The 20,310-nt window shown below is 55.4% G+C and carries 18 protein-coding genes; 11 read left to right on the top strand and 7 right to left on the bottom strand.

Annotated elements, in window-relative coordinates:
* Positions 1–945 (bottom strand): DMT family transporter, encoded by a 945-nt coding sequence (locus K355_RS0113375; protein ID WP_022732658.1) that lies wholly within the window; start codon positions 943–945, stop codon positions 1–3.
* Entirely contained in the window at positions 938–1,930 is a 993-nt protein-coding gene (locus tag K355_RS23990) for a DMT family transporter (RefSeq protein WP_022732657.1), read from the bottom strand. Before K355_RS23990 ends, K355_RS0113375 begins: the two co-directional genes overlap by 8 nt.
* Positions 1,931–2,286: 356 nt before the next feature.
* Here K355_RS23990 and K355_RS0113365 point away from each other — a divergent pair, with 356 nt between their 5' ends.
* The 5 genes from K355_RS0113365 to K355_RS0113340 all read left to right on the top strand — a co-directional run bounded on the left by K355_RS0113365 (position 2,287) and on the right by K355_RS0113340 (position 7,285).
* Positions 2,287–2,748 (top strand): Lrp/AsnC family transcriptional regulator, encoded by a 462-nt coding sequence (locus K355_RS0113365; RefSeq protein ID WP_022732656.1) that lies wholly within the window; start codon positions 2,287–2,289, stop codon positions 2,746–2,748.
* 195 nt (positions 2,749–2,943) lie between these two features.
* Positions 2,944–4,929, top strand: a complete 1,986-nt coding sequence (locus tag K355_RS23985) for a potassium/proton antiporter (RefSeq protein ID WP_022732654.1) — start codon at positions 2,944–2,946, stop codon at positions 4,927–4,929.
* A gap of 156 nt (positions 4,930–5,085) precedes the next feature.
* Positions 5,086–6,033, top strand: a complete 948-nt coding sequence (locus K355_RS0113350; protein ID WP_022732653.1) for a DMT family transporter — start codon at positions 5,086–5,088, stop codon at positions 6,031–6,033.
* A gap of 92 nt (positions 6,034–6,125) precedes the next feature.
* Positions 6,126–6,623, top strand: coding sequence for a DinB family protein (locus K355_RS0113345; protein ID WP_022732652.1), 498 nt, complete (start codon positions 6,126–6,128; stop codon positions 6,621–6,623).
* On the top strand, positions 6,623–7,285 hold the full coding sequence (locus K355_RS0113340; protein WP_022732651.1) for a LysE family translocator: 663 nt from the start codon (positions 6,623–6,625) through the stop codon (positions 7,283–7,285). Before K355_RS0113345 ends, K355_RS0113340 begins: the two co-directional genes overlap by 1 nt.
* 19 nt (positions 7,286–7,304) lie before the next feature.
* Here K355_RS0113340 and K355_RS0113335 read toward each other — a convergent pair whose 3' ends face one another.
* From K355_RS0113335 to K355_RS0113320, 4 genes are all read right to left on the bottom strand, one after another.
* Positions 7,305–8,531 carry a cation:proton antiporter gene (locus K355_RS0113335; protein WP_022732650.1) on the bottom strand — a complete coding sequence of 409 codons (1,227 nt, stop codon included), beginning with the start codon at positions 8,529–8,531 and terminating at the stop codon, positions 7,305–7,307.
* 97 nt (positions 8,532–8,628) lie between these two features.
* On the bottom strand, positions 8,629–9,414 hold the full coding sequence (locus K355_RS0113330; RefSeq protein ID WP_022732649.1) for an inositol monophosphatase family protein: 786 nt from the start codon (positions 9,412–9,414) through the stop codon (positions 8,629–8,631).
* Positions 9,415–9,505: 91 nt separating this feature from the next.
* The gene (gene hisN, locus K355_RS0113325) at positions 9,506–10,288 is read right to left on the bottom strand and encodes a histidinol-phosphatase (protein ID WP_022732648.1); all 783 of its coding nucleotides are present in this window, start codon (positions 10,286–10,288) and stop codon (positions 9,506–9,508) included.
* Between the two features lie 164 nt (positions 10,289–10,452).
* A complete protein-coding gene (locus K355_RS0113320) occupies positions 10,453–11,190 on the bottom strand; it encodes a c-type cytochrome (protein WP_022732647.1) in 738 nt (245 codons plus the stop codon).
* A gap of 399 nt (positions 11,191–11,589) precedes the next feature.
* On the opposite strand from K355_RS0113320, the gene K355_RS0113315 reads away from it, so the two are divergent.
* Together K355_RS0113315 and K355_RS0113310 are read left to right on the top strand one after the other, a co-directional pair.
* Positions 11,590–12,330 carry a 3-deoxy-manno-octulosonate cytidylyltransferase gene (locus K355_RS0113315; protein ID WP_033368879.1) on the top strand — a complete coding sequence of 247 codons (741 nt, stop codon included), beginning with the start codon at positions 11,590–11,592 and terminating at the stop codon, positions 12,328–12,330.
* 70 nt (positions 12,331–12,400) lie between these two features.
* A complete protein-coding gene (locus tag K355_RS0113310) occupies positions 12,401–13,261 on the top strand; it encodes a prephenate dehydratase (RefSeq protein WP_022732645.1) in 861 nt (286 codons plus the stop codon).
* Positions 13,262–13,353: 92 nt separating this feature from the next.
* Here K355_RS0113310 and K355_RS0113305 read toward each other — a convergent pair whose 3' ends face one another.
* A complete protein-coding gene (locus tag K355_RS0113305; RefSeq protein WP_022732644.1) occupies positions 13,354–15,024 on the bottom strand; it encodes a methyl-accepting chemotaxis protein in 1,671 nt (556 codons plus the stop codon).
* A 382-nt stretch (positions 15,025–15,406) separates the two neighbouring features.
* Here K355_RS0113305 and K355_RS0113300 point away from each other — a divergent pair, with 382 nt between their 5' ends.
* From K355_RS0113300 to K355_RS0113285, 4 genes are all read left to right on the top strand, one after another.
* Positions 15,407–17,278 (top strand): DEAD/DEAH box helicase, encoded by a 1,872-nt coding sequence (locus tag K355_RS0113300; protein WP_022732643.1) that lies wholly within the window; start codon positions 15,407–15,409, stop codon positions 17,276–17,278.
* A 228-nt stretch (positions 17,279–17,506) separates the two neighbouring features.
* Positions 17,507–18,334, top strand: a complete 828-nt coding sequence (locus K355_RS0113295; protein ID WP_028791588.1) for a substrate-binding periplasmic protein — start codon at positions 17,507–17,509, stop codon at positions 18,332–18,334.
* A 259-nt stretch (positions 18,335–18,593) separates the two neighbouring features.
* Positions 18,594–19,058 carry a PaaI family thioesterase gene (locus K355_RS0113290; protein ID WP_022732641.1) on the top strand — a complete coding sequence of 155 codons (465 nt, stop codon included), beginning with the start codon at positions 18,594–18,596 and terminating at the stop codon, positions 19,056–19,058.
* 60 nt (positions 19,059–19,118) lie between these two features.
* Positions 19,119–20,291: an isovaleryl-CoA dehydrogenase gene (locus tag K355_RS0113285; RefSeq protein ID WP_022732640.1), complete on the top strand. Its 1,173-nt coding sequence runs from the start codon at positions 19,119–19,121 to the stop codon at positions 20,289–20,291.
* Positions 20,292–20,310 lie beyond the last annotated feature (19 nt).

The raw sequence follows: 20,310 nt of genomic DNA, 5'->3' as shown, positions 1-20,310 counted from the left end.
TTATCGGCGTTTTGACGGCGGTTCGATGTCGCTGGTGGCGGCCGTCGGGCCGCGGTTGATGCGGTTGGCTTCTTTGGCAAGTTTGGCTTCACGGCGTGCAATGAACAACGCCGATCCGATAATCAGCCCCGCACCGGGCAACAGCCAGATTTCCGGCACTTCGCCAAACAGGACAAAGGCAATGCCAACGACAATCGGCAATCGCAGATAGTTAAACCCGACCACAAAGCTGTAATCATAAAGCCGGAACGCATTGGTGTTGCAAATCTGTGTGATGTTGGCAAAAACCGCGACCCCGACCAAAAGGCCAAGCGTTGGCAAGTCCGGCGTTTGCCAGACAAAAAGGGCTGGGATCAAGGTCATTGGCGTCATCAAAAGCATCATATAAAGCACAATGGTGGTGCTGTTTTCGGTTTTTGACAGCGACTTGATCGTCAATCCCGCCGACGCCATACAAAGGGCGGCGGCAATCGGAAGAAGGCTTGCCAGTTGCATGGTCTCACTGCCGGGCCGAATGATGATCAGAACCCCGATAAACCCGGCCAAAAGGGCGGCAATGCGATACTTTCGAATGGTTTCACGCAAAAAGATCGCGGCCAGAAACGTCCCAAACAACGGCACGGTAAAATTAAGCGTCGTCGCCTCGGCCAACGGTAAATAGGCAAGGGCGGAAAACCAGAAACTCATCGCCCCCATCGACAATAAGGCGCGCAGGCCAAACATCGGCAGTCGATGGGTTTTAAGCTGCATCACCCCGGATCGAAGCGCAAAGGGCGCAATCATGATCAGGCCAAAGAAATTGCGAAAGAAAACCGCCTGTAACGGATCAATTTCGGCTGTCGCCAACCGCACAAGGACCGATGACATCGCCGCCATTACCGTCCCGATCAGGGCAAAGACCGTCGCCTGTAAATAGGGGGGCAGGCCCGCATACCAACTACGCATCGGGTTTTCTTTCCGACGCGATGTTTCGGTCCTCTCTGGTCACTGGAATGGCTTGTGCGTCGGCGGGCGCACTGGTCGGCAGGCGCGGCTCAATCCGGGCCTGTTTGGCCAGAACTGCCTCGCGGCGCGCGATATAAAGGGCCGATCCAATGATCAAGGCCGCCCCGGCCCATGTCCAGATATCGACCACTTCGCCAAACATGATAAAGGCCATTGCCGCCACAAACGGCAGGCGCAGGAAGTCAAAAATCATCACATACGACTGATCCGCCGCCCGGTAGGCCCGCACCAGAAGCTGCTGTCCAGCGGTGGCGAACCCCCCCATCAAAAGCAGCACGGCAAACTGCCAAAGTGTCGGTGTCTGCCAGTAATAAAGCGCTGGCAAGAACGATAGCGGCGTCATGATCAGCCCCATCCATGTGACAATGGCATTGGCACTTTCGGTGCGCGACAGCATCTTAACCGTCGTCATGGCGGCCGCCATAAACAGCGTCGCTGTCAGGGCCAAAATCGCGCCGGTCTCGAAACTTTGTCCAAACGGGCGGATGATGACCATCGCGCCAACAAACCCGATGGCAACCGCACTCCAGCGGCGCGCACGCACGACCTCGCGTACAATGAGGGCCGCCAATACCGTGGTCAGGATCGGCAGGGTAAAGTTAATCGCAATCACCTGTGCCGTCGGGGTGATGGCAAGGGCGGAAAACAGGCACAGCATCGCGCCAAGGCCAAGGGCGGCGCGCAGGAAATGCAGTTTAAACCGTTCGGTTTTTAACCCGGTGCGCCCATGGGTCAATATCCATGGCACCATCGGAACCAAACCGAAAAGGTTCCGGAAAAAGGCGGCTTCGAACGGATGAACATCTTGCGTGACATAGCGGATCAACACCGCCATCGTCGCCATGCAAAAGGCTGACCCAATCATAAGCAGGGTACCACGCAGGGCATTATGTTCAGTCGGGGCAGTCGGGGGCGAAGGCTGCATCGGGGGCAGAACCCTTATAGGGGTAAAATGGGGGGGGCGATATCGGGTGGCAGGCAGGGCATTGAATTGAAACTATATATCTTTCAATATTGTATGACAAATCGGCGGGGCTGTCTTGCCGCAATCGGTTACCCCCGGGGCTTCCAACCGGCAAGGCTATCGTGTTAGGCGATTGGTATGAGTAATGTTGCTTCGCAGTTTCACAACGGCAAAAGCGAGAAGCCGCAAGTCAATAGCGGTTAATCGTCACGCGAATTTCACAGTCTGGCGCATTGCTTTGGGGTGAAATGTTCTCGGGCCGCTGATTTTCGTGTAAGATCAAGCAACTCGACAGGAATGCATCAGGGGGAAGTTTAATGGATGCGATTGATCGCAAGTTGATCGATATTTTGCAGGAAGACGCTTCACTATCCTATTCGGTCCTTGGGACAAGGGTCGGATTGTCGGTCTCTGCGGTGAATGATCGCGTGCGCAAATTGCGCGATCAGGGAATTATCAAATCCTATCAGATTGCGGTTGATCCGCACGCCATCGGACGGGCATTGACCGCCATGGTCTGGTTGCGGACCGATCCGGCCAAAGGCAATAAAAAACTGGTGAAATCACTGATCAAGGCCGATGAGGTTCTTGAATGCCATCACATGACCGGGCGGTTTGACTTTCTGTTGAAATTGCGCCTGCGCGATACCGCCCATCTTGAAAGCTTCATCACCGACACGATCAAGGAACTTGGCGGTATTTTGGAAGTATTGCCGGAGATTGCCCTGTCAACGGCAAAGGAAACAGCCTTTGTTCCGGCGCAGGCCGAAAGTAACTAAATATTCTCCTGTTTTGACTGATGACAATCCTATGCGGGAGAAATGCTTTTGATTGCAGGCATATATTCATAAATTCATGCCCTAATGGCGATCAGATCATCGCGCACAAAGCCATTGTTGCCGTAACAATGTCGTTTTGTGCCGATAACGATCCAGACAAATGGCAAAAACGCAACCAAGGTAAAGGGGACAAACATGATTGATTCGATGAATCTGGTTATCCTGATTGCATCGATTCTGGTGATTGTCGCCGTTTTTACAAGTCTGGTCAGCTTCCGCGTTGGCGCCCCTTTGCTGCTGGTGTTTTTGTTTGTCGGCCTTGGCGCGGGGGAAGACGGCATTGGCGGCATTGATTTTGACAATGCGCCGTTGGCCTATTTCATCGGCTCCATCGCCCTTGCCCTGATCCTGTTTGACAGCGGCTTTGAAACCCAGCGACGCACATTGAAAATTGCTGCGGCCCCCTCGCTTGTGCTGGCCACATTCGGGGTGATGATCACCACCGGTGTCATTGGTGCGATTACATGGCTTGTCCTTGGTGTGCCATGGCTGGTGGCCCTTCTGTTTGGCGCGATTGTCAGTTCAACCGATGCGGCGGCGGTATTTTTCCTTCTGCGGGTCGGCGGCATCAATCTGCGTGATCGTACACGCAGCACGCTCGAAGTCGAATCGGGTTCGAACGACCCGATGGCGGTGTTTCTGACCATCTCGCTGGTAGAACTGATCGTGCTGGGCGGTGGGGACAATGTTGCCTTTGAACTGCTACAACGCTTTGTCTTGCAAATCGGTCTGGGTGCGATTTTTGGGCTGGCGGGCGGCTATGCGCTGGTGCAAATGATCAACCGGGTCAAGCTTGAGCCGGGGCTTGTGCCGATCATTACCATGGCCTGCGCACTCAGCCTGTTTGGCGCGACCAGCATTCTGGGCGGCAGCGGCTTTTTGGCGGTCTATGTTGCCGGGCTATATGCCGGCAACAGCAACATGAAAATGAGCGTCGGCGTTCGACGGTTCCAGCATGTCACCACATGGCTGGCCCAGATTGCGATGTTTGTCACCCTCGGTCTTTTGGCCACCCCGTCGGAATTTGGTGCGGTGATCATCCCCGGTGTCATCTTGGCACTGGTTCTGGTGTTTGTCGCCCGCCCGGTCGCGGTATGGCTGTGCCTGATGTTCTTTAACTTCTCGCGCAATGATACCGCGTTTATTTCGTGGGTCGGGTTGCGTGGTGCGGTGTCGATCCTGTTGGCCATTGTGCCGATGGTCGAAGGCGTTCCCGAAGGACAGCTTCTGTTTAACACTGCCTTTATCGTTGTGATCACATCCCTTTTGCTTCAGGGCTGGACGATCCGGCGGATGGCGCGCTGGTTGGGCATTATTGTGCCGCCGCGTCATGGTCCGGTCGACCGTATTGATCTTGAATTGCCCGGCAATGCCAATCAGGAAGTCGTTATTTATCGTGTGCATGATGCCAGTGCGGTTGCAACCGGCCAACGCATTCCGCGCTGGGCCCGGCCCAGCCTGATCCTGCGCGATGGCACGTCGCTTCGCCCGCACAGTGCCGGGCCGATCCAAGGTGGCGATCAGGTCTATATCATCACCCCGCCGCGTCATGTCGAATTGCTTGATCAATTGTTTGCCGGTCCGGCCGAGGGGGCCAATGACGTCGAACTGTTTGGTGATTTCAGCTTCCCGGCGACAACCCAGATTGCCGATATCGGCCGTCTGTATGGCTTTGCGGTCGCCGAGGACGACATTGACCTCACGGTTGCAGATATCCTTGAACGTGATTTGTCCGACACGCTCGAACTGGGGGACCGGATTGCCTATGGCACGGTGGAATTGATCGTGCGCCGCACCGATGATGAACATGGTGTGACGGACGTCGGGCTGGCGGTCGAACAACAGATTGCCAAACCCAAACGCAATATCCCGATCTTCCAGTCGCGCAGCGAACTTCTCAGCATCTGGAAAGACTGGCAAAAACGTCGCCGCGACGAGAAAAACGCCGCATTGCAAATCGGCAGCACCTCAAAGGCCGACCAGCAAGGCATCCTCGATGCCGCGCATGACGACGATAACGACACCCAACACGATCTCGGCGCCACAGATAAAACTGTCGGCACCGATCCCGATGCTAACTCCGACCCCGATACCCCGGCCGATGATGGCAAACGGGCCTGATGTCGGGCATGCTATGCGGGGTGGCCGGGGCTGGTTGATGATAAGTCAAACAGGGTGTTGGCATTAGTCCACCTAATGCCATGATCAAAAATGCTGGCTTGGTGAATCCCGTGATTCTGCCCTAGATTACCGCTTCACTTTTTGTTGGAGTCCGTCATGGGCATACTGGGTTTATATGCGGTTGTTGTTCTGATCTGGGGATCGACCTGGATTGCGATCCAGTTTCAGCTCTCCGTCGCCCCCGAGGCCGCTGTTGCCTATCGCTTTGCGCTGGCGACCCTGATCCTGATGGCATGGTGTGGCCTGCGCCGCTTGCCAATGCGCTTCTCGCGGCGGGACCATCTGTTCATGGCCGCCCTTGGCGTCTGCCTGTTCTCGTTTAACTATGTGCTGATCTATATCGCCAGTATCCATCTGACCTCCGGGCTGTTGGCGGTGGTGTTTTCGACCATCGTCATCATGAATATGATTAATGGCGCGATCTTTTTCCATCGCCGTCCTGAAACGCGCACCGTGATTGGCGCGGTTCTGGGCATGGCCGGGATTTCGCTGGTGTTTGCCCGCGATCTGGCCGCCTTTGATCTGGCAACCGGCGGCAGCATCGGGCTTTTGCTGTCTCTGGCCGGAAGCTACATCGCATCGCTTGGCAATATGGCCTCGGCACGCAATCACGCGCACCGCATTCCGGTGATGCAGGCCAATGCCTTTGGCATGCTCTATGGCACCGTCATGCTGTTTGGTTATATCGCGGTTTCTGGTGTGCCACTGACGTTTGATACCAGCCCGTCGTTCCTTGCCGCCCTTGTCTATCTGGCGCTGTTTGGCTCGGTGATCGGGTTTGGTACCTATTTGACGTTGCTGGGAAAAATCGGGCCGGACCGCGCGTCTTATAGTTCGGTGATGTTTCCGGTGGTGGCTCTTTTGCTTTCGACATGGTTTGAAGATTTCATCTGGACCGGTAACATCATTCTGGGTGTCGGGCTGACGATGCTGGGCAATGTGGTTATCCTGACCAAACGCATGCCCAAACCGGCATCACTTGTCTTGGCACAAGTGGCGCCAGAACCGGTCTGCGACGACAAGCCCAAACAAGCCGGTGTCTGACTGCTGACATGATCGTTGGCCTGACGGTGGTGTGTTAGACTGAAAACGCGCAAAGACGAACCCAGACGATAAAAGACGAACGGAGAAAGCACATGAACGGCGTCGCCTTTTTCAAACGCATGGCGGGCTATAATCATTGGGCCAATGGTCATCTGTACGCGGCCTGTGCCATCCTGCCCGCCGACGCACTGTATGAGCCGCGCACCGCATTCTTCCCGTCGATCATGCGCACCCTGAACCATCTTCTGGTGGCTGATCGTCTGTGGTTGTCGCGGTTGTTGGGTGCGCCCGAAGTCATGCCGCTTGATACCATCCTGTTTGATGCCTTTGGCGATCTGCGGGTCGCGCGTGAGGCACAGGATCAGGCGATTATCGCGTATCTTGAAGGCCTGACCGAAGACGTCCTGACCAGCGATCTGACCTATCAGTCGGTCACGGCCGGGGCCTATACCATGCCGCGTGATCTGATTTTGGGGCATATGTTCAACCATCAAACCCATCATCGCGGGCAATTGTCGTCCATGCTGCTTGAGGCGGGCGGCAAACCGCTTGAGATTGATTTGGTCTATTACGCACGAGATTTGCTGTGATGCTTGACCTTCTGGTCCAATATACCCCGTTTCTGATCGCGGCCGCGCTGCTGAATGTCTCGCCGGGGCCTGATATGGCCTATATTATCGGTCAAACGGCGGTGCATGGGCGCAAAATCGGCTTTTTCTCAAGTTTCGGGGTGGTTTCGGGCGCATTTGTCCATGTTTTTGCTGCTGCCCTTGGTCTTTCCGCCATTCTCGCGACCTCGGCACTGGCGTTTTCCATCGTTAAATGGGTTGGGGTTGCCTATTTGGTCTGGCTCGGCATTGGCGCGCTGCGCAGCAGTTTTGCCAAATCCTCCTCCGCCTCAGACATAGACGACATCGCATCCGCTCGCGTCACGGCCCATAACGTCACCGCCTTTCAGGCATGGCGACAGGGGGCGATGATTGATGTGCTTAATCCCAAGGTCGCCATTTTCTTCATGGCCTTCTTGCCGCAGTTCGTGCATCCCGAACAGGGACACGGCGCGCTGCAGTTTCTCATTCTCGGCACAACGGTCAATCTGATCGGGCTTGTGGTCGAAGGTGCAATTGTGCTTCTGGTCGGGGCGGCGGCCCTTCGCATCAAGGGCAATGGCGCGATTGGCGCGTGGCTGCAACGCTCCCTTGGGGCGATGTTCATCGCCCTTGGTGTGCGCCTTGCCATCACCGAACAATAAGCAGCATTCACCGCAAATATCAGGATGATTTTGATGTGCGTGCCAGATGCGCCACCAGCGCGCGCGACAGCGGGGCGGCACTAAGTCCATGGGCGATGATGCTGATACAGACAATCATCACAACCGCGGCATAGATCGTCTCATGCCCGGTCGGGTCAATCATGGTGGCCATGATCAGCAAATAAATGATCGAGGCAATCCCGCGTGGCCCGAACCAGCCGATATAAAGCTTTTCGGCCAATGAATAGGGGCTGCCGATCATGCAAATCCACACACAGACGGGCCGCAAAACCACAAGGCTCATGACCGAGAAAATAACCATTTGCCACGTCCAAAGCCCGCAAACCGCCGGGACAACCAACAAGCCAAAGATAAAGAAGGTCAGCATGGTCAAAAGCTCTGACTCGGCCTCGCCAAAGCTTTCAATCGCATCGCGCACCTTGTCGCTTGTGATGTTAAGCGCCAATCCCCCGGCAAAGGCCGCAACAAACCCGTTGCCGCCAAGCTTTTCCGACAGGAAGTAGATAAACAGGGCCGATAACACCCCCAAAAGCCGTTCAAACCGATCGAGAATGGTGCGATGGGTCACCGCATGATTAACCACATAACCAATGACGATCCCGGTCAAAATACCAACCCCGGCCCCGATGGAAATTTCCATCACCGCTTCGCGGATCCAGTTGCCGGGCCCTTCGCCCAGCAATTCGGCCTCAAACAACACCGCGGTGGTAAAGACCGGCAACACCAGCCCGTCATTCAAACCGCTTTCGATGTTAATGCCCTGGCGCACCGCATCGGGGACTTTTTTGTTTTCGAAAACCGGCTGGCCAAGGGCCGCATCGGTCGGGCTGACAATCAGGGCCAGAATAAGGGCGGGCAAAATGCCAATCGTTGGATCAATCCCGATGATAAACGCCCATGTCACCCCGATGGTCAGCGGCAATCCGACCAAAAGCAACCGGTTGGCAAGGCGCAATGCCGGGCGTTCCTTGCGGTAATCAAGCACGGCGGCATCGAGAAACAAAATAATCGCCAGCGTCATTTCGGCAAAGCCGGTGGCGAAATGAATGCGATCGGCCAGCGGGGCCAATGGCGCTTCGTGCCAGATACCAAGTGGTAGGGCAATCACCGCCCCGGCAAGCACCATCACCATCGGCGATGAAATGCTGCGCCGTTGTAATCGGCGCGATTGCAATCCGTATATCAGCCCCGATCCCAGGAAAAGGATGATCACCCATTCAAACATGATTGCGCCTAACTGATTGGTTCATCACATAATGATGCCCCAAATCGGCGCAAACACCAAAAGGTTCAAACGGGTAATGTGATGGCGGCGGAAGGCGTTAGGCGGTCGCAGCACGCAACACATCAAGCCCTTCACCGTGGCACCGCGCATCACCACTGGCAATTACCAGATCACCACTGTTGATGGTCAATGCCGTGCCATCCCAATCGGTAATCACCCCGCCAGCCCCTTCAATAACCGGCACGGCGGCACAGAAATCATAGGGTTGCAGGTTAGACTCGACCAAAACATCGCCAAACCCCATGGCAATCAGGCCATAGCCATATGAATCAATGCCGTAAATTGGATGGCGTGCTGCCCCAAATGACGCTTTATATCCGGCAATGGCCTTTGGCGTGATGAAAAGATCCGGTCCAGTGGTGAAAATGGTGGCATCTTTTAAATGTTCACAGGCGCGCGCTTTGATCGGTTTGTCGTTCAGCGTGGTGGCCTGCCCGGTAACCCCGATCCAGCGTTCATCCAATATCGCCTGATCGATCAATCCCAAAACCGGTTTGCCGTTCTGACACAGCGCAATCAGGGTGTTAAAGCTCGGCTTGCCGGCGATAAACGATTTGGTCCCGTCAATCGGGTCGAGCACCCAGACATATTCCGCATCAAGGTTTTCCGATCCGTGTTCTTCGCCCAGAATCCCATGATCGGGAAGCTCGGCATTGATCATGTCGCGCATCGCCCGTTCAATTTCCCGGTCCGCAATGGTGACAAGGCTTGCGTCACCCTTAACGTCAATTTCCACCGGCTTGCGGTAGTAGCTTTGCAACACAGGCCGGGCGACATCGGCCAGCTTGTGCGCCATGGCCAGAAACGGATGTGAATTGGTCATTGTCGGGGCTCCTGTTGGGCGGATGGCAGGTTGCAAGTTGGCGGGTCGCAGAAATTAATCAGGCCACGTGCTTAGGTCAGCTTAGGCCAGGTTAGGCCATTGCGGCTTTGATCGTGACCAAAACATCGTGATGGCACCGCGCATCGCCACTGGCAATAACGTCCCCGGCACTCTCCATGGTCAATGGGTTGCCTGACCAGTCACTCATTACCCCGCCAGCCCCTTCAACCACGGGCACAAGGGCGCAGAAATCATACGCCTGCATCCCGGTTTCAACCACTGTATCGGCCAAACCAAGGGCCGTCAGCCCATAGGCATAGGCATCCACCCCATACATCGGCACCCGGCATGTGCGCGATACCGCGTCATAGGCCTTGGCCGCATCGCCGCGAAACAGCTCGGGTGCGGTGGTAAAGAAGGTCGCGGATTTAAGGTTTTCGCAGTCGCGCGCACTGATCTCATCGCCGTTCATGGTGCTGGCCTGTCCCATGACGCCGACCCAGCGTTCATCGGTGATCGCCTGATCAATGATGCCCAGAACCGGTTTGCCTTTGTGGCAAAGCGCAATCAGGGTAGCAAAGCTTGGCTTGCCGGAAATGAACGACTTGGTGCCGTCAATCGGATCAAGCACCCAGACATAGTCTGCGTCCATATTCTCACGACCGTATTCTTCGCCCAAAATCCCGTGATCAGGAAGCTCGGCACCCAGAATATCGCGCATGGTGCGTTCGACTTCGCGGTCGGCAATGGTGACCGGGCTGTCATCGGCCTTCACATCAACCGCAACCGGGGTGCGGTAATATTTGCGCACGACCGGGCGGGCGGCATCGGCCAGTTTGTGGGCAATGGTCAGAAACGGCTCGAGATCTTCCATGAAGGCACATCCCTGTGATGGTTGATGGCGCGGCGTCCAAATCGGCAAGAAAGACGCGATCAGATAGGGCCAAAACCGGCCCTGAAACGAAAACAGGGGACAGTTACCTGTCCCCTGTAAAAAATCAATGTCTGATCAGAAAAATCTGTCCAGTTTAATGCCGGTTACTGCGCCGGTGCTGCGTCGCCTTGCGCGGCGTCTGCATCACCTTCTGCCGGTGCCGCATCTTCTGCCGCATCTTCTGCCGCATCTTCAGCCGGGGCTGCTGCGTCGCCTTCAGCCGGGGCTGATTGCGCAGCATCCTCTGCCGGTGCAGCCGCGTCTTCAGCTGGGGCTGCTTCTGCGGCTTCCGCCGGATCCGGATAGGCCATCGGGCTGTCAGACTTGCTGTTCAGCCAGGCAATGACGTTTGCGCGGTCAGATGCTTTTTTCAGGCCGCCAAAGCCCATTTTCGTACCGTCGATGTAACCACGCGGATTGTAAAGGAACTCGTTCAGCTCGGCAAAGCCCCACTGACCGCCATGGTCGGCCATGGCGCCGGAATAGGAAAAATCATCTTTGTGCGCGAAGTTCGCGCCAACGATACCATAGAGGTTCGGACCAACCTTGTTCGGGCCGCCTTGCTCGGCATCATGGCAGGATGCGCACTTCTTGAAAACTTTCTCGCCTTCACCAAGGTCGGCAGACGCCAGCATGGCAAGAATAGGTTCCGGTCCTGCTGGTGCGCTTGGCGCCGCAGCAGGCGCATTGGCACCCGCCATCAGTTCTTCGGAGAAGGGATAAACCGCTTCTTCCAGTTCATCGGGATGGACAAGTGCGCCACCAATCTTTCCGACAACAATGACCAAAAGCACGGCACAAATGACGCCGGCGACGATCTTGTTGATTTCCATCGTGTTCATGACGGGACCCCGTTACAGCCTAATCACTCTCAGGTTTTTTATATATAATATAGACCAGATTGCCCATGCGTCCCCCTAGTGTTGCGCCAATTTACGCAACACGCATGTGACAGCAGGCAAAACTGATCGGTGGGAAACTATACGTTTCAGAGATTTGCATCAACCTTTCTTAAACATAAAGGCGAAAACAAAAAGCAGTAGACTTTCGTCTAGCACAATTTTGGGCATTGGCCCGCGTGATTGCCGCAAAAACGATTCTGTCTTTTGCCTATTCCCTGAAACCGGCTATTGTCCCGCCGATTCACAGCCATGTTTTGGCATCTTGCGCAACATGCATGCTTTGCGCGAAATCAAAATGTGGCTAACTATATGGCCCTGCTGCCTGACCGGAGTTCCAAAATGTCGACGCCGCGCAATCCTGTTGTTGTTATTCCTGCCCGTATGGCGTCCATGCGACTGCCCAACAAGCCGCTGGCCGACATTTGCGGTGAACCGATGATTGTGCAGGTCTGGCGCCGCGCGATGGAGGCCGAAATCGGCCCGGTGCTGGTCGCCTGTGCCGAACAGGAAATTGTCGATGTCATTGAGGCGGCGGGCGGCATCGCGGTTCTCACCGATCCCGATTTGCCAAGCGGCTCGGACCGCGTCCATCAGGCCCTGCAGACATTCGATCCCGATGGCACATATGACGCAGTTGTGAATGTGCAGGGCGATCTGCCGACGATCTCGCCCGATGACATCCGGGCGGTGTTTGAACCGCTCAATGATCCGATGGTCGATATCGCAACGCTGGCGGCTGAAATCAAACGCGAAGAAGAACGCCACAATCCCAACGTGGTCAAAGCCGTCGTTGCCTTTAACGGCCAGCGTGTCGCACGTGCACTTTATTTCACCCGCGCGACCGCACCGTTTGGTGATGGCCCGCTGTATCATCACATCGGTCTTTATACCTATCGCCGTGCGGCCCTTGATCGTTTTGTCGCATTGCCCCCGGCCGAACTTGAAAAACGCGAACGGCTTGAACAGTTGCGTGCCCTTGAAAATGGCATGGTGATTGCTGTCGCATTGGTCGATGGCGTGCCCTTGGGTGTGGACACGCCCGAAGACCTTGAACGCGCACGCCTTGTGCTGGGCGCGTAATTGGGGTTTTCTATCCCAAATACTTGAAGTTCGTGACGAAAACACTTTTGACGTATCAGGAAACAACCAGATGACCGCGCAACAAAGGATCGCTTTTCAGGGAATGCACGGGGCCTATTCCGATCAGGCTGCCCGGCGTGCCTTTCCGGGGGCCGCAACCGTACCCTACCGGACCTTTGAAGGCGCCTTTAGTGCACTGGAAGACGGCGACGTTGAACTGGCCGTCATCCCGATTGACAACACACTCGCCGGGCGCGTGGCCGATGTGCACCACATTCTGCCCGAGTCGGGTGTGCACATCATTGGCGAGACGTTCCTTCGCATCAATCACGCCCTTGTGGCCGTACCGGGAACCAGAATCGAAGAAATCAAGGAAATTCGCAGCCACGTTCATGCGCTGGGCCAATGCCGCAAATTGCGCAAAGAACTTGGGGTGAATACGGTTGTCGGTTCCGATACGGCGGGCTGTGCCAAGGAAGTCGCTGATCTTGGTGATAAATCGATTGCCGCGATTGCTCCGGCACTGGCCGCTGAGATTTATGGCCTTGATATCTTGCGCACCGAAGTCGAAGACGCCGCACACAACACAACGCGCTTTATCATTCTGGCCCGCGATCCGCTCAATATCGCCAATGACGGCACCCCGGTTGTGACAAGCTTTGTCTTCCGGGTGCGCAACGTGGCGGCCGCCCTTTACAAGGCGCTGGGCGGATTTGCCACCAACGGCATCAATATGACCAAGCTCGAAAGCTATATGGTCGAGGGCCACTTCACCGCGACGCAGTTTTTCGCCGAGGTCGAAGCCCATCCCGAACAGCTTGGCCTGCGCCACGCGCTTGAAGAACTGCAATTCTTCTCGCATGAAGTTCGCATTCTCGGTGTTTATCCGGCCCATACATTCCGCCGCGAAAACGATTTGCCTGCCGAATAATCCCCCGCAGCATGTAGAGCACGTCACGAAAAAAGGGCCGGTCTTGCAAAAGACCGGCCCTTTAACGTCAAGATGTCAGACGTCCGACGGACTTAACTTTCCGATTGTTTGATCAGATCGCTTGAGAACCGCTTGATGATCTGGGTCAGTTCGGCCGAACGGCTCGAAAGCTCTTCGGATGCCGATTTCAGTTCGGTGGCATCTCCGGTCGTGCTTTGCGCACTCTTCATGGTTTCATCGACACTTTGGGAAATCTGCTTAACACCATCCGCACTGCGGTTGGCATTGCCCGAAATTTCCTGTGTCGCCGCACCTTGTTCTTCAATGGCAGCGGCAATCGCGGTGGAGGCACCGCTGACCTGTTCAATGGTTTCTGAAACCCGTGAAATGCCGGTCACCGCGCGTTCGGTGCCATCGACGATATCGTTGATCTGGGCGGCGATTTCGTCGGTTGCCTTTGCGGTCTGGGTCGCAAGGTTTTTGACCTCGTTTGCGACCACGGCAAAGCCTTTGCCCGCTTCGCCCGCGCGCGCCGCCTCAATCGTTGCGTTTAGCGCCAGAAGGTTGGTTTGACCGGCAATATCATTGATCAGGCCAATGATTTCCTTGATTTTGTCGACTGTATCGGAAAGGCCCGCGACATCGTTTGACGCACTTTGGCTTTCATTGGTGGCACGTTCCACCGTGTTCGACATTTGGGAAATCTGAATGTTGATTTCCGTGATCGAGGATGAAAGCTCTTCGGTCGCGGCCGCAACCGCGTCAACGTTTTGCGAAACCTCGCCGGCTGCCGATGCAACCTGCTGGCTTTGGCCAAGGATACCATCGGCATTGTGCGCCATGCTGATCGCAAGGTCGTTACTGCGTTTTACCGACGTGTTTACCGCACCTGCAATCCCGCCGACTTCGCTTTCAAGTTTTTCGGCGATGGATCGGATGTTCGACCGGCGTTCCTGTTCGGATTTCTGTTTCTGAACGGCGGCATCGGCTTCAAGTTGCTGCGCCTGAGCCGATTTATCACGCAGGGCAAGAACACCTGCCGCCATGTCGCCAATTTCAACGAAACGCGATTCGGTTTCGACCGGTGCCTGATAGTCGCCATCCGCAATGGTGCGAATGCTGCTGTTCAGGCCAACGATACTTCTGGTGATCCGGGTGCCGACAATCCACGACAGAATTCCGGCAATCACGATGGCGATCACCGAAATAATCGCAATACGCTGCATGATGGTCAGGAATTCCGACTGTACGTCATCCATATAAACGCCAGCCCCCAGCGCCCAGTTCCACTCCTTGATCGGGCGGATATAGGCCGCCTTTTCAATCAGTCTGTCACCTTCACCGGGTTTCTTGGTTTCATAGGTGATGATCCCGCCACCGGCCTTGGCCGTTTTGACGATCATGGTGCGCACTTTGCTGTCGGGATTACATTTGCCAACGTCTTCAGGGCTCAGCGGATCAAGAACCATGCAGTGGCCATAGTCACTGGCAAAGATGTAGTTGGCACCGTCAAAGCGATACGCATTGAGGATACCAAGGGCGGCTGCCTTGGCATCGGCTTCGCTCATCTCACCTGATTTTGCCTTGGCAACATAAGAATCGACGATTGTGACCGCCCCTTCGGTCAGATGCGAAATCTGCTCGAACTTCCCGTTCCGAAGGCTGGTCTGGTAATTAAGCGCAACCGTGAAAATAATCGCCAGCAGCGTCAGTAGACAAATTGCCGGGATTGAAAAAATCCCCGTCACAACACGAAATCGCATGTCCGTCCCCTTGTTAAGCACATGTCACATAACGATTATGGGACCATGAATTGTAAACAGAACAGTTAATTCTCGAAGATATATTACGTCCAAATGCGTTTTTGCATGGCTGATCGGCGTTGGCTTTGATTGACATTGTTTCAAAGGGCCTGTATCACCCGGCTCATTCCTTCGCTTGCAAAGACAGAATCAGCTGTCAGGAACTGTATCAAAGGCGAGGAGGGTGGTTACAACGTGATGACGTTGTGGCCTCACATCATTTGCCTCTCTTGCAGGGTCCGACGCAGTGGCTTCTTTGCCGCGTTACCGGTCATGACTGCGTTTGAGCAGGCATCATTGGCGTTAACATGTCGCCACCGGATAACGTAAGGATATTCCTTTTATGACTAATTTTGAAGGGCTCAAGCTTATCGAGCCCCTGCTGCGCAATGTTGAAGCTTCCGGTTTCACCGCACCGACTGAAATTCAGGCTGCTACGATCCCGGCACTTCTCGAAGGGCACGACCTTATGGGTATTTCCCATACGGGTGGCGGTAAAACCGCTGCATTCTGCCTTCCGTTGCTGCAGCGTCTTGCTGAAAATCCGCAGCGTCCAAAACCGGGCCAGCCGCGCGCAGTGATCCTTGCGCCGACCCGTGAACTGGCAACCCAGATTGGCCAGTGTCTGCGTGATTTCAAAAAAGGCATCCGCCTTTTCTCATCTGTTGTTTTCGGTGGTTCCCCGATGGGCCCGCAGATTCAGGAACTGCGCCGTGGCGTTGACATCCTGGTTGCGACCCCGGGTCGTCTGCTTGATCACATGTCGCGTAATACGATCCGTTTCGACGACGTCGAAGTCTTCATCCTTGATGAAGCCGACCGTATGCTTGACATGGGCTTCTCCGAAGACGTTCTGACTGTTGCACAGCAGTTGCCGCACAAACATCAGACCGTGATGTTCTCGGCAACCATGCCAGCAGAAGTCAAACATCTGACCGACCGTCTTCTGCGCGATCCGGTCAAGGTTGAAACCGCACCGCAGGCAAGTGTCACCGAGCGTGTGACCCAGATTGGTATGTTCGTGAAACGTCACGACAAAACCAAGCTTCTGGTTCAGATTCTTAAACGTGATGATACCGAACGCGTTCTGGTCTTCACCAAAACCAAGGCAGATGCTGACGAACTGTCGTTCCAGCTGCGCGATGAAGGCATTGATAGCGATGCCATCCATGGTGATAAACAGCAGCGCATCCGTCAGAAAATCCTGCGCAATTTCCGCAATGGCCAGTTCCCGGTTCTGATCGCAACCGATGTTGCGGCCCGTGGTATTGACGTTCCGGGTATTACCCACGTTGTGAACTATGATCTGCCGCAGGATTCCGACAGCTATGTTCACCGTATCGGTCGTACCGGTCGTGGCAGTGCCGAAGGGATTGCCATTGCGTTCTGTGAACCGCGTGACATTCGTTTGCTGCGCAACATTGAACGCCTGATCAAACAGGAAATTGCCATCGACGAAAATCACGAATTCCATGCAGCTCCTCCGGCCCGTTCGGCTGGCGGCGGCGGTGGTCGTGATGGCGGTCGTGGTCGTGGTGGCTTTGGCGGCGGTCGTGATGCTGGTCGTGGTCGTGGTGGCTTCGGCGGTGGTCGTGATGCCGGTCGCGGTCGCGGCGGTTTCGGCGGTGGTCGTGACGGTGCAGCCCGTGATGGTGCGCGCGATGGCGGTCGTGACGGTGGTCGCGATGCCGGTCGTGGTCGCAGCTTCGGCGGCGGTCGTGACGGTGCCCGTGATGGTGTTCAGGGTGAACGCGCAGCACGTGGTTTCGGTGGTCGTGATGGTGCACGCGATGGGGGCCGTGATGGTGCCCGCGATGGCGCACGTCGTGATTTCTCTGATCGTCCGCGCCGTGATGGCGGTGAATTCCGTGCCGATCGCAAACCGCGTTTCGACAATGATGATCGTGCCCCGCGCGGTGATCGTGAAGACCGCAGTGCCGGTCGCGGTGGTAACTTCCGCCCGCGTGGCGAAGGTGGCCAGCGTGATGCCGGTGCCGGTCGTGATGGTGGCGAACGCCGCGGTGCAGACAAGCCGCGTGCTGAACGCGCTGCGAACTTCCGCAATCGTGATGGTGCCGGTCGTGACGGTGCCCGCGGTGATGGCGGCGCACGCCGTGACTTCAATGATCGTCCGCGTCGCGCAGAAGGTGGTCGCAGTGAAGGCCGCAGCGAAGGTCGCGGTGGCAACCAGGGCATGAAACGTCGTTCAGCCTAAGCTGACATCTTATAGGCGGGATACCCCCCTATAGCGACGGACAAAAGATACCAAAGGGCCGGCTGGAAACAGTCGGCCCTTTTCGTGTTTGTGGCCTGTCTGCGATGGCAGAGATCCTAAAAATTAAGCTTTGAACCTATCCTTGCGGGTGGACTTTTCCGGACGTCATCCCACATATTAATACGATGCCCATTCATGGCTAATGGGTGACACAGGAGTTCATGTCCCATGAGGTGGGCGATCATATTACTCGGCGCGATGGTGTGGGTGCTTGTTCCCGGCGCCGTACGGGCGCACGACAAAGCAGGCCATTTTGTCACATCTGCCGATGAGACGCGCGATTGTGCGCATCTTCTGGCATCCGGGAATCCCGATTATCCCCCCTATCTTTGGCGGGCAAAAGACGGGCGCAGACTTGATGGGGCCGCTGCTGATTTCCTTAAACGTGTCGGTGAGCTTGCCGGTGTTGAGATCGAAGTAATCCACACAGGTAACTGGGGACGTGTGCAACAAAACATGCGCGATGGTTCAATCGATATGATTGCTGGCGCATTCCTGACCACGCCCCGCCTTGAATATATGGATTATTTTTATCCGCCCTTTCAAAGAACCCGAACCGTCATCTGGACCGAAAGCCATCTGGATTTGCGCTATAGCCAATGGTCCGATCTGGTCGGGCTCGAAGGCCTGACTGTGATCAACAATAGCTTCGGTCAGACGTTTGATACCTATGCGGACGAAAACCTTACCATTCGCGAAGTTCCCAGCCTCGATCAGGGTTTAAAAATGCTGTCGCACAATCGTGCTGAATACCTGATTTACGAAGAATTCCCCGGCAAGGCCTATGCCGCACGTGAAAACATCACAAACCTTCGGAGCTATCCGGTGGCGGTCAGCGAAGAAAGTCTGTATCTGACCATGTCGCACAACTCAGAATGCAATACCGCGTCGTTGCGCGGGCGGATATCCAAGGCCGTCTTCAAGCTTGTGTCCGACGGTGCAATGGACGACATGCTTGAGGCGGGGATCAAACGCTGGGGCGAAAACACCAACTAGATTCAGAGTTTTCCGGGCATCGGTGCACCGGTGGCATCGGTTTTTGCTGCGGGTCGTTACTTTTGGTTCAAAGCCGTGAAGTCGTGGCATTTGTGTGCGGGGTGACAGGCCATCATTTTCCGGGGTTTGAGACGTAAATATTAAATCGGCATCTCTATGCGGATTTGATTTGACGTTAACGTAAACGTTAACTACAACAGAGCTGCGTCATATCCCGGTGCATTCAAAAATGTGCATCGCTTTATCATCAGGATCGCGAATGGCACAGTTCGAACCGCAAAACCCCAATTACGATGCCGAAGTCCGCTATCGTTTTGCCCAGCAGCCCTACAATCTGTCGATTGGTGCGAAAATCACCGACGTCAAACCGGGCCGGGTGGAGGTGGTTGTACCGACCCGTCCTGATCTGGTGCAGCACAATGGCTTTTTCCACGGAGGCCTGATTGCTGGTCTGGCCGATATTGCCGGGGGCTTTGCCGGATGGAGTCTGGTTGAGGCCGATCAGGGGATGTTGACGATTGAATATAAACTCAACATCGTTGCACCCGGTTTGGGCGATGAATTGCGTGCCGTTGGCGAGGTTGTTTCACGCGGTCGGTCGATCATTGTCACCCGTATCGATATCTTTGGTATGAGGAATGAAAAACCGGTGTTGTGCACGACCGCACTTCAGACGCTTAAGGTGATGAAGCTGCCGCCTGAATTATTGCATGAAAATGACTAATTCGGTGCATTCTTCATTTTAAACGAATAATCAAACCGTACTCAGGGCAGGATAGATACCATGGCATTTTTCGAATTTCCCGGATTGAAATTTGATCTTGGCGAGACCGCAAATGCGATCCGCGAAACCGTTTCCGCCTTTGCTGAGGCTGAAATCGCACCGCGCGCCGCCGAGATCGACGAAAAGAACGCGTTTCCCAACGATCTCTGGCGCAAATTCGGCGATTTGGGCCTTCTGGGCATGACGGTTTCCGAAGAAGACGGCGGGACTGGCCTTGGATACCTTGAACATGTCATCGCCATGGAAGAAATCAGCCGCGCCTCAGCCTCGGTCGCTCTGTCATACGGCGCGCATTCGAACCTCTGCGTCAATCAGCTCAAACGCAACGGGAACGCCGATCAGAAGGCAAAATACCTGCCCAAACTGATCAGTGGTGAACATGTCGGCGCACTTGCCATGAGCGAGCCGGGGGCAGGATCGGACGTGGTGTCAATGAAGCTGCGGGCTGAGAAAAAAGGCGATCATTATATCCTTAATGGCAATAAAATGTGGATCACCAACGGCCCGGATGCGGACACACTGGTGGTCTATGCCAAAACCGATCTGGAAGCCGGGCCAAAGGGCATTACCGCCTTCATTATCGAAAAGGGTTTCAAGGGTTTCTCGACGGCGCAAAAGCTTGATAAACTGGGCATGCGCGGCTCAAACACCTGCGAGTTGGTCTTTCAGGATTGCGAAGTCCCCGAAGAAAACATCCTTGGTCAGCTCAATGGTGGTGTGCGCGTTCTGATGAGCGGCCTTGATTACGAACGGGCGGTTTTGGCCGCAGGCCCCACCGGGATCATGCGCGCCTGCATGGACGTGGTCGTGCCCTATATCCACGAACGCAAACAGTTTGGTCAGGCAATTGGCGAGTTTCAGCTGATGCAGGGCAAAATGGCCGATATGTACACCACGATGAATGCCTGCCGGGCGTATGTGTATGAGGTTGCAAAGGCCTGTGATCGCGGCGAAACATCGCGCAAGGATGCGGCGGGTGTGATCCTGTATGCTGCGGAAAAGGCCACATGGATGGCGCTTGAAGCGATTCAGACGCTGGGGGGCAATGGCTATATCAACGAATACCCCACGGGCCGGTTGCTGCGCGATGCCAAGCTTTATGAAATCGGGGCGGGGACCAGTGAAATACGGCGCATGCTGATTGGCCGCGAACTGTTTGGCGAAACCGCTTAAGACCTAAAGACAACAGGAT

This window comes from Thalassospira lucentensis MCCC 1A00383 = DSM 14000 (assembly GCF_000421265.1).
Lineage (GTDB): Bacteria > Pseudomonadota > Alphaproteobacteria > Rhodospirillales > Thalassospiraceae > Thalassospira > Thalassospira lucentensis.
Note: the sequence above shows the minus strand (reverse complement) of the source record. Positions and strands in the feature narration are given on the sequence as shown.